Source organism: Spirillospora sp. CA-128828, assembly GCF_050945415.1.
GTDB lineage: Bacteria > Actinomycetota > Actinomycetes > Streptosporangiales > Streptosporangiaceae > Spirillospora.
In genome coordinates this window covers 417648-430024 of sequence record NZ_CP191986.1, presented here as the reverse complement: position 1 = coordinate 430024, position 12377 = coordinate 417648, and the positions used below count along the sequence as shown (strand labels likewise).

Annotated in this window: 14 protein-coding genes, 1 tRNA gene and 1 pseudogene; 14 read left to right on the top strand and 2 right to left on the bottom strand. The window is 68.2% G+C overall.

The features are described from left to right. Nucleotides 1–81: 81 nt before the first annotated feature. Nucleotides 82–420, top strand: a complete 339-nt coding sequence (locus tag ACQPXG_RS02350) for a hypothetical protein (protein WP_433465934.1) — start codon at nt 82–84, stop codon at nt 418–420. A 462-nt stretch (nt 421–882) separates the two neighbouring features. Further along, nucleotides 883–1749: a hypothetical protein gene (locus tag ACQPXG_RS02345; RefSeq protein ID WP_433465933.1), complete on the top strand. Its 867-nt coding sequence runs from the start codon at nt 883–885 to the stop codon at nt 1747–1749. Nucleotides 1750–1973: 224 nt separating this feature from the next. Here the strand turns inward: ACQPXG_RS02345 and ACQPXG_RS02340 are convergent, their stop codons facing one another. Further along, on the bottom strand, nt 1974–2354 hold the full coding sequence (locus tag ACQPXG_RS02340; protein ID WP_433465932.1) for a GntR family transcriptional regulator: 381 nt from the start codon (nt 2352–2354) through the stop codon (nt 1974–1976). 128 nt (nt 2355–2482) lie between these two features. On the opposite strand from ACQPXG_RS02340, the gene ACQPXG_RS02335 reads away from it, so the two are divergent. The 9 genes from ACQPXG_RS02335 to ACQPXG_RS02295 all read left to right on the top strand — a co-directional run bounded on the left by ACQPXG_RS02335 (nt 2483) and on the right by ACQPXG_RS02295 (nt 9191). Next, nucleotides 2483–2824: a hypothetical protein gene (locus tag ACQPXG_RS02335; RefSeq protein ID WP_433465931.1), complete on the top strand. Its 342-nt coding sequence runs from the start codon at nt 2483–2485 to the stop codon at nt 2822–2824. Nucleotide 2825: 1 nt separating this feature from the next. Further along, nucleotides 2826–4169: an FtsK/SpoIIIE domain-containing protein gene (locus ACQPXG_RS02330; protein WP_433465930.1), complete on the top strand. Its 1344-nt coding sequence runs from the start codon at nt 2826–2828 to the stop codon at nt 4167–4169. A 95-nt stretch (nt 4170–4264) separates the two neighbouring features. Then, complete coding sequence (locus ACQPXG_RS02325; RefSeq protein WP_433465929.1) at nt 4265–4537, top strand: hypothetical protein; 273 nt, start codon at nt 4265–4267, stop codon at nt 4535–4537. Further along, the gene (locus tag ACQPXG_RS02320) at nt 4534–5355 is read left to right on the top strand and encodes a DUF2637 domain-containing protein (RefSeq protein WP_433465928.1); all 822 of its coding nucleotides are present in this window, start codon (nt 4534–4536) and stop codon (nt 5353–5355) included. Before ACQPXG_RS02325 ends, ACQPXG_RS02320 begins: the two co-directional genes overlap by 4 nt. A 22-nt stretch (nt 5356–5377) precedes the next feature. Then, nucleotides 5378–5776: a hypothetical protein gene (locus ACQPXG_RS02315; RefSeq protein ID WP_433465927.1), complete on the top strand. Its 399-nt coding sequence runs from the start codon at nt 5378–5380 to the stop codon at nt 5774–5776. Further along, nucleotides 5776–6090 carry a hypothetical protein gene (locus ACQPXG_RS02310; protein WP_433465926.1) on the top strand — a complete coding sequence of 105 codons (315 nt, stop codon included), beginning with the start codon at nt 5776–5778 and terminating at the stop codon, nt 6088–6090. The genes ACQPXG_RS02315 and ACQPXG_RS02310 overlap by 1 nt, the downstream gene beginning before the upstream one ends. 100 nt (nt 6091–6190) lie before the next feature. Then, complete coding sequence (locus ACQPXG_RS02305; protein ID WP_433465925.1) at nt 6191–7585, top strand: replication initiator; 1395 nt, start codon at nt 6191–6193, stop codon at nt 7583–7585. Next, the gene (locus ACQPXG_RS02300; protein ID WP_433465924.1) at nt 7582–7839 is read left to right on the top strand and encodes an excisionase family DNA-binding protein; all 258 of its coding nucleotides are present in this window, start codon (nt 7582–7584) and stop codon (nt 7837–7839) included. The genes ACQPXG_RS02305 and ACQPXG_RS02300 overlap by 4 nt, the downstream gene beginning before the upstream one ends. Further along, nucleotides 7839–9191, top strand: a complete 1353-nt coding sequence (locus tag ACQPXG_RS02295; RefSeq protein WP_433465923.1) for a tyrosine-type recombinase/integrase — start codon at nt 7839–7841, stop codon at nt 9189–9191. The genes ACQPXG_RS02300 and ACQPXG_RS02295 overlap by 1 nt, the downstream gene beginning before the upstream one ends. 91 nt (nt 9192–9282) lie before the next feature. Here the strand turns inward: ACQPXG_RS02295 and ACQPXG_RS02290 are convergent. After that, nucleotides 9283–9353, bottom strand: a tRNA-Gly gene (locus ACQPXG_RS02290). Nucleotides 9354–9429: 76 nt separating this feature from the next. Here ACQPXG_RS02290 and dcd point away from each other — a divergent pair. From dcd to ACQPXG_RS02275, 3 genes and pseudogenes are all read left to right on the top strand, one after another. Further along, nucleotides 9430–10005 (top strand): dCTP deaminase, encoded by a 576-nt coding sequence (gene dcd / locus ACQPXG_RS02285; protein WP_433465922.1) that lies wholly within the window; start codon nt 9430–9432, stop codon nt 10003–10005. A 192-nt stretch (nt 10006–10197) separates the two neighbouring features. Continuing rightward, entirely contained in the window at nt 10198–11463 is a 1266-nt protein-coding gene (locus tag ACQPXG_RS02280) for a quaternary amine ABC transporter ATP-binding protein (protein WP_433465921.1), read from the top strand. Between the two features lie 160 nt (nt 11464–11623). Then, nucleotides 11624–12376 (top strand): annotated as a pseudogene (locus tag ACQPXG_RS02275) (ABC transporter permease); the annotation flags it as partial. Nucleotide 12377: the final 1 nt, after the last annotated feature.

The window sequence follows — 12377 nt, the reverse complement described above, 5'->3', positions numbered from 1 at the left end:
GCCTGGGCTCCCCCGCCACCATCGGACGGGGCCGCCTCCGATCTCGGGGCGGTCCGGGGGGAGGCTGAGGCGGCGCGGCGGGTGCCTATCCCCCCGGATGCACTGGCCGCGCTGCCTCGGCCGCTGACCGCACGGCGACTGCTCAACCGGCTTGCGCGGGCGCTGCGGCGCCAGGGGTGGACGGTTGACCGCCGGTACTCCGAGACGCTGCCCATCCTGCGCGTGTTCTTCCCCGGCGCGCCGTGCCTGGGCGAAAGCATCACCATTACCGCCGGGGACGGCGGATGGTGGTACCGGTCCAGCACCGGGGAACTGCTGGCGCCGTGCTCGGATCTGGACCTGGCGGTATCGCGGGTGACGACAGTGCTGCGGCGGTGGGTGTCGGCGATGCGCTCGTCCGGGAGCACGGACGAGACCTGATAGACCCGCGCCCAATGGCGCTACGGGGACGCGCTGGTTTCGTCCGCGGCTTCCGACGGAAGCGATCACCTGAGCGTTGTGCCGGTACTGCATTGCATGGATAGCGACCTGACCTGCCGCCTCGACAGTCTTCTCGACATCGGCGAGGGCAGGCACTTCGGATGGGGGCCAAGCTCACGTGGCAGCGCCGCTGTCGGCGTGTGCATGGGCGGTCTTCGCGGTCACGCTGCTCTGCCGTCGCGTACTTGTACTTCAGAACATCATGTCAAGTACCAGTTGCGGTCATACCTAGCGCGGCATGACCCGCTTGCTGCCCTGGGTATGCCCGACTCGCACCCAAACCGAAAACCTGCCCACGGACCCCGAGGCTGACGGCCTCTAAACAAGAGGAGCACTTGGAACTCCGTTTCGCAGCAGCGAGACTCGCACGAGTAGCCTCGCTTACCCCGAAAGGTGACCTCTATGGCTCAGCACCTGCTCCTGGCCTGGCGAGGCCGGGACTTCCCGGACAGACGCATCTTCTTCAGCCTCATGCAGGATGACGGGGTCTGGGGGGAGCAGGCGCAACTTCCTGGGGCCTTGACCGGCGCGTACCCGCTCGTTTCGCGGATCTTCGACGGCTACAACGTCCTCACCTTCAAGGGCGAAGTTCCGTCAGAGAAAAGGGTGTTCCGCTCCAATGTCTACGGCTACAACAGCTTCGGTGCACCGTTCGAGGTAGCGAACATTCGGTCCCAGTGGGGTCTGTCGCTGGCCGCTCCACCCCGTCTTAACTCGTCCACCACCTCCATGGGGGCGTGGGTAAGTGACGGTGGCCAGATCTGGTATGCGACGGACTCGATACATGCGAGACCGGAGGCGGTCCCCGGAGCCACCTCCAACCACCCGCCCATGCTCTTGAACCACCGGGAAGTTATCTACCTGTTCTGGCGAGGTAGGGACAACCAGCACTTTTACTGGTCCTCGCTTGGGACCAACGGCTGGGGATCGCCGATCGGGCTCACCGATCGGATCAGCAGCGACGTGCCCGCAGTGACGTCGTTCGGCAACTGGCTGGTCATGGCCTGGGTCGGCGGAGGAACCGACAGCACGTTGTACTACAGCGTCCAGAACGCCGCCGGTTGGTCAGCGCAGAGAGCGACGCCGTTCAAGAGTGCGTGGCGACCGACACTGGCAGAGTTCAACGGCAAGCTCTACATGGCGTGGAAAGGAGAGAACGATCCCGCCATTCACTGGAGCTTCACCACTGACGGAACCCACTGGTCTCCCGAGCAAACCGTGCCTGGAGCCGGGACCTACTCCGCTCCGTCGATGGCAGCCTACCGTTGAAGCTGGGCGCGATCGGTGGCTGCGCCGTTAACTCGGCAGCCACCAAGGCTTACAGCGAGACGCGGACAAGCCACCACTGCGGCCGGCGATCGCGGTCCGGAGGGACTAGCCGGAAGGCGCCTCCCACGTCTCCGCCATCGAGTGACTCTTCAAAGACCGTGACCACTTCCCGAAACTGAGCCAGATCCGATTCTCACGGTCGCAGCCAAGGGACGTTCCTTGGCCTAGATGTCCTTCGTTCTTTCGTCAAGGTCGTCGAGCCTGGCGCTCAAACGCCGGAGTTGGCCCCTGATGTCCTGGAGTTGAGTGATGAGGAGTCGGAACTCCTCGCTCCGCTCCGAGGGGGCCGCTCCGGTGTCTTGCGTTTCCGGGGTCGCGATGACGGTTGCGCCTCTGGCTCCCTGCCGGGTGGTGACCAAGCCCTCTTCGCGCAGGACGGCTATGGCGTTGCTGACGGTCATGCCGGAAACGCCGTACTGATCGGCCAGCTTCGCGCCTGGGGGCAGGGTCTCCCCCACCGGATAGACCCCGGACGCGATGTCACGGCGCAGATCGTCTGCGATCCGCACGTACGGCTTGCGTCGGTCTACCGGGCCTTTTGCCATGTCAGGGAGTGTACGCCTGCGCCTAGGTCTCTAGGTACCTGTAGAAAATTCCGGTCTACCGCTTGACATCGCTACTTACCTAGGTACCTTCATATATAGGTAAGCAACGTCGATCCCTGGAGGGGTTCATGCGAAACATCCCGGTGGACATCTCGTCCCTGTCGTTCGTGTGCGTGTCGCCGGCACGCCCGAAGCTGGTGAACCAGGAGACGGGGGAGGTCAAGCTCGACAAGAACGGTGAGGCGGTCTATCAGGTCGGCCTGTCGGCGGCGAACGAGGCGGGTCGCGTGGACCTGCTGAACATCGCGGTCACCGGCGACCCCGGGCTGACGCTCGGACAGGTGGTCACGCCGCTCGGCCTGGTCGGCTTCTTCTGGGAGCAGACCATCAACGGTGAGAAGCGGTCGGGCGTCTCGTTCCGTGCTGAGCGGGTCGTCGCGGTGGGCGGCGAGGCTGCGGCGGCTGCCTGAGATGAGCGAGGCAACCGCCTATCTGGTGCTCGGGGTCCTGGCCGCTGCGGCGGCCGGGCTCTGGGCCTGGCGCCGGTACCACCCGGTGTCGTTCTGGTACGGGGTCGGGTTCCCGGTCCGGGTCGTACGGGTGTATCTCACCTGGCGTTCGGTCGCGTCGGGCTGCAAGCTCACCCGGCGCAAGCGTGCGTGGCGCATCACCCTGGATGCGATCCCGGTCGTGGGGCCTGCGGCGCGGTCGGCGGCGACGGTGGTCGAGCAGAAGCGGCGGGTCCGGCGGGTCGATGTCGAGCAGGCTCCCCGGCTGGGGCTAATGCTGCCGACCTCCTACGGGTGGCGGCTGCGGGTGAAGCTGCTCGACGGTCAGATTCCCGACGACTTCGCCAAGGTCGCTGAGCGGTTCGCACACTCCTGGCGGGTGCACGGCGTGCGGGTCCTGGAGCACAAGCCGGGCCGCATCACGCTGTTTGCCACCCGGCGCGATCCGCTGAGGCTCGTCAGCGTGCCCGGCGAGGCTACCGAGTTGCTGGTTGTGCGCCCGGGCGTGCTGGAGAACGGGGAAGTGTGGCTGATCGACTTCCGGACGGTGCCGCACTGGATGATCGTCGGGGCGACCCAATCGGGGAAGTCGAACCTGGCCAACGCCATCATCAAGGCTCTGGCCGCTCAGCCGGTGGCCATCATCGGCTTCGACCTCAAGGGCGGTGTGGAGTTCACCCCGTACGCCCCGCGGCTGTCGGCGCTGGCCACCACGCGTAAGGAATCGGTGGATCTGCTGGCTGAGCTGGTCGCCGAGGTTGAGGCCCGGATGGCGACGTGCCGCGCGCACGGTGCCCGCGACATCTGGAAGCTTCCCGAATCGGTTCGGCCGGTCCCGATCGTCGCCTTGGTGGACGAGGTGGCTGAGCTGTTCCTGATGGCCGACAAGTCGGAGAAGGACGAGGTGGCCAAGACCGGTACCGCGCTGCTGCGGGTCGCCCAGCTCGGTCGGGCGTTCGGGGTCTTCCTGATCATCTGTGGACAGCGCGTCGGCTCCGACCTCGGCCCTGGGGTCACCGCGCTGCGTGCTCAGCTTTCCGGGCGGGTCTGCCACCGGGTCAACGACCCCGAAACCGCGAACATGGCGCTCGGCGACCTCGACCCGGCCGCCCTGGAGGTCGCCCGTTCGATCGCCCCGGAGACTCCCGGCGTCGCGGTGGTCGCCGGACAGGATGGCAGTTGGCATCGCGCCCGTGCCGTGCACGTCAGCGAGGAAGCGGCGGAACAGGCTGCCCGCGACTTCGCCGCGCTCACTCCGTCCTGGGATGACCTGACCGGCGGCGCCCCCGCCATCGACGCCGCGTAACCCCCTCTCCTTCTCTCCCCTTCGGTCCGGCGTGGACCCACATCACGCCACGTCCCTACCCGACCCATGTCGAAAACGCCCCTGGAGGGCTCCTGATGATGATCGTCCTGCGTCACCGTCCCCGTCCTCTCCCGACCGCTTCGCCGTCCTCGCCCTCGTCCTGGTCCTCGGTGGTCCTCCCGCAGGCGTTCGGCTGGGGCGGGCTCGGGGAACTGCACGTCGCGGTCTGCAAGGGGTGCGTCCGCTCGTTCGCCTCGTCGGATGCGGCCGAGGTCGACGCCTGGGCCGACGTGCACACCTGCGACGCCGAGCAGGCCGACGACAAGCAGGCCACTCGGCCGGACGAGATCCCTGGGCGGGCGGCGTGACTCGGCGTCTGGCCGGTGCGGTGGCCGACTCGGGGCCGGTGCTGGTCCTGGCGGGGATCGCGGCGGCGGGGTCTTTCACCCACATCCGCGACACCGCGACCGAGCATGGTCAGGGCGGCTGGATGGCCTGGGCCGTCGCGGTCTGCATCGACCTCACGTGCGTGATGGCGGCCCGCGAGCGGCAGCGTGACAAGCGCACTGCGCGCCAGGCGGCGCGGCTGTCGTGGCCGACGCTGGTCCTGGTCGGCGGGATCCTGCTCTCGCTGGCCGCGAACCTCGCGCAAGCGGAAACGTCGGTGTGGGGCTGGCTGTCGGCGGCGACTCCGGCCGGCGCCTTCCTCGTCGCGGTCTCCATGCTGGAACGTCGCGCGTCCGGCTCCCGTCCCGCGCCGTCCGCCGTCCCGTCCTCGGACCGCACGCCCGTCCCGCCGTCCTTCGGGCACCCGGACACTCCGTCCCCGTCCCTGGCTCCGTCCTCCTCGCCCCCGCCTGTCCCGGACGATCCTCGCCCGGAACTTCCGGCCGCCCAGGACGAGCAGGACGAACCGAACGAGCAGGACGGACAGACAGAGATCCCTGTCCCCGCGGTGACCCCTAAGCCTGCGCCGCCCGCGTCGGCTCCTGAACCGGCGGCTCCTTCCCCGGCCGCGCCGCTCCTGGACTTCGCCCGCCGCGTTGCCGACGAGCACGAGGACAAGCACGGACGCCCGATCACCCGTGACGCCCTCCGTTCCCGGCTGGGCGTGTCCAACCAGCTCGCCTCTGACCTGCTCCGCCAAATCCGCGCCGACCAGACCCCAAGCAACTCGGCCGCCTGAAAGACCAGCTCAGGAGATCACCATGACTGGACAGAACCTCATCCCCAGCGCCGACGGCCCGACCGCCGACGAGAGGTCACACCGTGACCGCACCATCGAAGGGCTTCGTGACCTGGCGGCCTTCCTGGAGGCAAACCCGACGGTTCCCGTCCCCCAATTCAGCTGGAGATTGAGCGTCCCCTCCGGCGTGAGCGCCGACCAGGCGACCGACCTTCACCAGCGCGCGGAAGTCGACCGCATCGCCGATGCGCTCGGCGTCCCCGTCTGCGACCAGACCCCAGAGGGCGGCCACTACATCGCCCGCAAGCACTTCGGCCCGGTCACCTACGAGGTGGTCCACGTCCCGGCTCACCAGATGGCCCGGCACTACGCGGCACGCAGCTACGACGACAACGTGACGCTCGATGGTGAGGCCGCCTGATGGCCCTCGACAACACCACCGGCAACGCCACCGGCAGCGTTACGGAGTGGCGGCTGCGGTGCCGTGCCTGCAACGTCACCACCGACGGCCTGAGCTGGGTAACGCTGCTGACCCTGCGCGGCGGCCCCTCGTGCCCCGGCTGCGGGTCAAACGAGGTCACCACCCAGGACCCGGCGACCGGATCGGCCATCACCTTCCCGCGTCCGCTCACCCCGGTCGGCCAGTGGTGGCAGTGCTGCAACTGCGGCGGGACCGGCCTGGACTCCTACGGCGACACCTGCCCGCACTGCCAGGGCCTCGGCAACTGCCAATAGCCCTGAGCGCCCCCGGCGTGGCTGCTCAACCGCCAAGTCACGCCGCCACGTCGGGGGCCATCCCCTCTACCGCCTGTATCGGTCAGGAGACCCCTTCATCGTGCCTCACCCTGTCGTCACACCGCAGGACGCCCGGCAGATGGCCAAGATCATCGACCGGCCCGACTTCGAGCGTTGGGCGGCCCGTGCCCGCGCCACCGGCGGCTGCTCGCAGCCGGTCTTCCTCACCGGAACCGTCGATCACGTCCACACCGGTACCGGGGAACTGCTGCACCACTACTCCACCGACCGCGAACCCGACGGCGCGCTCCCGGTGGCGTGCAAGACCCGGCGGGCTTCCCGGTGCCCGGCCTGCGCCGAGATCTACCGGGCCGACACCTACCAGCTCATCCGCGCGGGCCTGGCCGGTGGCAAAGGCATCCCCGAAACCGTCTCCGGACACCCGGCCGCCTTCGTCACCTTGACCGCGCCCTCCTTCGGTCCCGTTCACGCACGCCGCGAACGCAACGGCGGACGAGTCGAGCGCTGCCACCCCCGTCGGAACGCCAAGCCCTGCCCGCATGGCGTCGTGGCATCCTGCGGCGTCCGGCACGGCGCCGATGACCCCCGGCTCGGGGAACCGCTGTGCCCCGACTGCTATGACTACGCCGGGTCGGTGCTGTTCAACGCCACGGCCCCGGAACTGTGGCGGCGCTTCACCCTCGCGCTGCGCCGCTACCTCGCCAAGACTGCGGGGCTCACACAGAAGGAGTTCCGAGAGGCCCTGGCCGTCTCCTTCGCCAAGGTCGCCGAATACCAGCGGCGCGGCGTCGTCCACTTCCACGCCGTCATCCGCTTCGACGGCCCCGACGGCCCGACCACACCCCCGCCCGGCTGGGCGAACGTCGAGCTCCTGGCCGACGCCGTCCGGCACGCCGCCGGCGCCGTCTCGGTCACCACACCGGCCGCCCCCGGCATCCCGGAACGGTCGCTGTCCTGGGGCGCACAGGTCGACATCCGAACCATCACCTCATCGGGCACCCTCACCCAACAGGCCGTTGCGGGCTACATCGCCAAATACGCCACCAAGGCAGCCGAATGCGTCGGCACCCTGGACCGGCGGCTCCGTCCCACCGACGACCTTGCCGCGCTACCGATCACGCCGCACGCCCGGCGGCTGATGAGCGAATGCCTCCGCTTGGGTGCCCTGGAGGAATTCGCTGACCTGCGGCTCGTCCACTGGGCTCACATGCTCGGGTTCCGGGGCCACTTCTCCACCAAATCCCGCCGGTACTCCACCACCCTCGGCGCACTCCGACAAGCGCGCATCGACTACGTCCGCGAGCAGTTCCCCGGCTGGCAGCCCCCCGACGACCAAGACCCTGACCTGGTCCTCGCCGTCGGCGAATGGCGCTTCCACAGCCAGGGCCTCACACGCGGCGAAGCACTCGTCACCGCCGCACTCACCGGAAGACCCCTACCGCCTCCCGCAACGACCGACAGGAAAGCCGCATGAGCAAAGCAAAGGCCGATGTGTCCCCGATCAACCTGCGTGAACGGCTGCTGACCGTCGCTGAGGCGGCAGAAGTTCTGTCGACCTCCGAACGGTTCCCGCGGCGGCTCATCGCAGAGCGGCGGATCCGCTTCGTCCGCCTCGGCGAACCGGGCAAGCGCGGCCACGTCCGCATCCCTGAATCAGCTCTCCGCGAGTTCATCGCGAGCGGCCTCGTCGAGCCCATGACCACGTCTGACATCTGGAGGGCTGCCTAATGGCCAAGGGGAACAAGGCTGGGCATCGCCGGTTCGGCAACATCCGTAAGCGCGATTCCGGCCGCTATCAGGCGAGCTACATCGGGCCGACCGGCCAGCGCCATTTCGCGCCGGAGACGTTCGAGCGCAAGAGCGATGCCGAGCGCTGGCTCTCGCTGGTGGAAACGCAGATCTACAGGGGAGAGTGGTCGGATCCGGAGCGCGCCAGGGTAAAGCTCGGCGAGTACGCGGCGAAGTGGATCGACCAGCGAGCGGGCCTTCGCCCCCGTACGGTCGAGCTGTACCGGTGGCTGCTGAAGAAGCACATCGCTCCGCACCTGGGCGCCGTCCAACTCGGCAAGCTCAGCACGGCCATGGTTCGTGACTGGCGGTCGGCGCTGCTCGATGCCGGGGTGTCGCCCAGCATGGCAGCCAAGGCGTACCGGCTGTTGCGGGCCGTGCTCATGACGGCGGTCGTGGAGGACAAGCTCCTGACCCGCAACCCGTGCCAGGTTCGCGGGGCCGGCACTGAGGATGCGCCCGAACGTCCCACGCTGACCGTGGCTCAAGTCTTCGAGTTGGCCGAACGGGTGGGCGTGCGGCCGGTCGGCAACATCCGCCAGCTCGACTCCGGCGAGTACCGCGTGCGCTATCGGGTCAAGGGCGGGGTCATGCGGCGGTTCCCGCAGACCTTCGCCGCCCGGGTCACGGCCGAGCGGGCCCTGTGGAAGCTCGCTGAGGATGGGCATGCGGACGTGATCCGGGATGACCGGCTGCGGGCGTTCATCCTGCTCGCTGCGTTCGCAAGTCTTCGATGGGGTGAGGTGACAGCGCTCCGGCGGTGTGACGTCGACACCGTGAACCGGACCGTGCGGGTACGTGCGGCGTACGTCGAGCAGGCCAACGGCAGGATGCTGCTCGGGCCTCCCAAGTCCAAGGCCGGACGGCGCACCGTGGCCATCCCGGCGGCCATCGTGCCGGACCTGGTGGCACACCTGGAGAAGTACACCGAGCCCGGAGATGACGCCCTGGTCTTCACCGGTATCAAGGGCGGGCCGCTGCGGCGAAGCGGGTTCAACAAGGTCACGCGGTGGAAGCCCGTCGTGGAGGCTCTGGGAGTTCCCAACCTTCACTTTCATGACTTGAGGCACACCGGCAACACGCTTGCCGCTGATATGGGCGTCTCGCTGCGGAACCTGATGGCGCGGATGGGGCACGACAACGAGCGGGCCGCGCTGCGGTATCAGCACCGGTCGAACAACGCTGATCGCGCCATCGCGGACGGGTTCGATGCCCTGATGGAGGCGGAGCGGAAACAGGACGAGGACGAGGGGGACGACGGGGCGGCCGGGACGCTCGTGCCCGTGGCCTAATCGCCCGCTAATTGCCCATGGGGCTCCACGCCCAGAAACGATCAAGGCCCAGCGCCAGGGATCATGTCCCTGGCCTGGGCCTTTTAGCGTGAGCGGGTGACGGGAATCGAACCCGCGCTGTCAGCTTGGGAAGCTGAAGTTCTACCATTGAACTACACCCGCGTGGGGCGCTGAGGGCGCCGTGCTTTGGACACTGTACCGGATCGGCGGTGGGGCGTGGGTGGGATAGCTTTCTGGGGTGCTGCTCTCCGATCGCGACATCAGGGCCGAGCTCGAGTCAGGGCGGGTGAAGATCGACCCGTATGAGCCGGGGATGGTTCAGCCGTCCAGTGTGGACGTGCGGCTGGACCGGTACTTCCGGGTGTTCGAGAACCACAGGTATCCGCACATCGATCCGGCGGTGGAGCAGCCGGATCTGACGCGGCTGGTGGAGGTCGAGGCCGACGAGGCGTTCGTCCTGCATCCCGGGGAGTTCGTGCTCGCGTCGACCTATGAGGTGTTCGGGTTGCCGGACGATCTGGCCGCGCGGCTGGAGGGGAAGTCGAGCCTCGGCAGGCTGGGGCTGCTGACGCACTCGACGGCGGGGTGGATCGATCCGGGGTTCGGCGGGCACGTGACGCTGGAGCTGTCGAATGTGGCGACGCTGCCGATCAAGTTGTGGCCGGGGATGAAGATCGGGCAGATGTGCCTGTTCCGGACGAGCTCACCGGCGGAGTACCCCTACGGATCGGCGAAGTACGGGTCGCGGTACCAGGACCAGCGGGGGCCGACGCCGTCCCGGTCGTACCAGAACTTTCATCGCACGAAGGTGTAGTCGGTTCGTGACCCGAACGTGACGGAACTCACCAAAAGATGAAACATGTTCTCCGGACGGGTAGTTTCGGGCGACGCATGGCTTTGGCGTCTGGTTGACACGCTCTTTGCATGAGTTCGTCACCGTCCGGCGCCTGGACCGGATCGAGGCGACCCGTTTCCGCGCATCGACGTGGGAACCCGGAAGGAGATCGTGTCAGTACTCCGCGCGGAAAGCGTCACCAAGCTCTTCGGCCGCAGAACGGCTGAGGCACAGCGGAAACTCAAGGCGGGCGCCGGCCTGAAGGCGGTCCGCGACCTCGGCGTCACACCGGCGGTGGTGGACGCCACGTTCGAGGTCCGGCAGGGCGAGATCTTCGTGGTCATGGGCCTGTCGGGGTCGGGGAAGTCGACCCTGATCCGGATGCTGAACGGTTTGCTCGGGGTCACCTCCGGAAGCGTCGAGATCGACGGCCAGGACATCGCGAAGCTGTCGCCGAAGGCGCTGCGTGCGCTGCGGCAGAACAAGATCAGCATGGTCTTCCAGCACTTCGCGCTGTTCCCCCATCGGACGGTTCTGGCGAACGCCGCGTACGGCCTGGAGGTCCGCGGTGTCCCGAAGGAGGAACGCGAGAAGACGGCCCGCGAGTTCCTGGCCCTGGTCGGGCTCGAAGGCTGGGAGAACAAGATTCCCGGCGAGTTGTCGGGCGGCATGAAGCAACGCGTCGGGCTCGCCCGGGCGCTCGCGGCCGGCACCGACATCATCCTGATGGACGAGGCGTTCAGCGCGCTGGACCCGCTGATCCGCCGGGAGGTCCAGGACCTGCTCCTCGACCTGCAGGGGCGGTTCGGCAAGACGATCGTCTTCATCACCCATGACCTGAACGAGGCCATGCGCATCGGCGACCGCATCGCGGTGATGCGCGAGGGGCGGATCGTGCAGATCGGGACGGCCGAGGAGATCCTCACGGATCCGGCCAACGACTACGTCGCCCAGTTCGTCGCGGATGTGGACCGTACCAGAGTGCTGACGGCTTCCTCAGTGATGGAGAAGCCGCTGGTCACGGTGCCGGCGTCGACCGGGCCGCGGACGGCGCTCCGGACGATGCGCGAGCACCAGACGTCGGCGGCGTTCGTGGTCGGCCGCGACCGCAAGCTGGTCGGGTGGGTGCGCGCGACGGTGATCGCCGACGCGGTGCAGGAGAACGTCCAGAAGCTCGACGGCCTGATCGACCCGGAGGATCCGGAGCCCGTGGCGCCGGACACCCCGGTCGCGGACCTGTTCACCCGGTGTGCGGAGAGCCACCTGCCGGTGCCTGTCGCGGACGAGGACGGGATTCTGCTCGGCGTCATCCCCCGGGTGACGCTGCTCGCGGCCCTCGGCGCGATCAACTCGCATACGGACGAGGTCCTCGAGGAGGACGACGCCGAGCCGGAGCTCGCGCTGACGAAGGAGGGTGGCAGTGTTGACGGCGAGTAAGACGATGGCGGTCGATCTGCCCCGGGTTCCGGTCGGCGAGTGGTTCGACAGCCTGGTGACCTGGTGCACGGACAACCTGTCCTGGCTGTTCGACGGGATCGGTTCGGCGATCGAGACGTCGGTCGACGGGCTGACGGACGTCCTGAACGTCCTGCCTCCGTTGGCGCTGACGCTGGTGCTGGCCCTGATCGCGCTGTTCATCAGCGGCTGGAAGCTGGGCCTGTTCACGATCCTCGGTTTCACGCTGATCGACAGCATGGAGCTGTGGGAGTCCGCGATGGACTCGCTGGCGCTGGTGCTCGTGTCGGCGGTGGTGGCGACGGTGCTGTCGATACCGATCGGCATCGCGGCCGCGCGCAGCGATGTGGTGAGCCGGATCGTCCGGCCGATCCTCGACTTCATGCAGACGATGCCGGCGTTCGTCTACCTGATCCCGGCGATCTTCTTCTTCAGCATCGGCTCGGTGCCGGGCGTGGTGGCGACGGTGATCTTCGCGATGCCGCCCGGGGTGCGGCTGACCGAGCTCGGCATCCGCGGCGTCGACCCGGAGATGGTCGAGGCGGGCGAGGCGTTCGGCACGCCGCCGAACCGGATCCTGACCCGGATCCAGATCCCGCTCGCGATGCCGTCGATCATGGCGGGCGTCAACCAGCTGATCATGCTGTCGCTGTCGATGGTCGTCATCGCGGGCATGGTCGGCGCCGGCGGGCTCGGCGGCGAGGTGCTGGAGGGCATCAACCGGGTGGACGTCGCCAAGGGCTTCGAGGGCGGCATCGCCGTCGTCGTCCTGGCCATCTACCTGGACCGGCTCACCGGCGCCCTCGGCGAGGGCCCGAGCATGCTGCGCGCCCTGTTCACCCGCGGTAGGAGCCGCCACGGCGCGGCCACCCCTTCGGTCGACGTCGCCGCCTGAC

Coding starts and splice junctions, on each gene's coding strand:
- ACQPXG_RS02345 (WP_433465933.1), top strand. CDS start 883: ATGGCTCAGCACCTGCTCCTGGCCTGGCGAGGCCGGGACTTCCCGGAC.
- ACQPXG_RS02315 (WP_433465927.1), top strand. CDS start 5,378: ATGACTGGACAGAACCTCATCCCCAGCGCCGACGGCCCGACCGCCGAC.
- ACQPXG_RS02330 (WP_433465930.1), top strand. CDS start 2,826: ATGAGCGAGGCAACCGCCTATCTGGTGCTCGGGGTCCTGGCCGCTGCG.
- ACQPXG_RS02335 (WP_433465931.1), top strand. CDS start 2,483: ATGCGAAACATCCCGGTGGACATCTCGTCCCTGTCGTTCGTGTGCGTG.
- ACQPXG_RS02310 (WP_433465926.1), top strand. CDS start 5,776: ATGGCCCTCGACAACACCACCGGCAACGCCACCGGCAGCGTTACGGAG.
- ACQPXG_RS02340 (WP_433465932.1), bottom strand. CDS start 2,354: ATGGCAAAAGGCCCGGTAGACCGACGCAAGCCGTACGTGCGGATCGCA.
- ACQPXG_RS02300 (WP_433465924.1), top strand. CDS start 7,582: ATGAGCAAAGCAAAGGCCGATGTGTCCCCGATCAACCTGCGTGAACGG.
- ACQPXG_RS02295 (WP_433465923.1), top strand. CDS start 7,839: ATGGCCAAGGGGAACAAGGCTGGGCATCGCCGGTTCGGCAACATCCGT.
- ACQPXG_RS02325 (WP_433465929.1), top strand. CDS start 4,265: ATGATGATCGTCCTGCGTCACCGTCCCCGTCCTCTCCCGACCGCTTCG.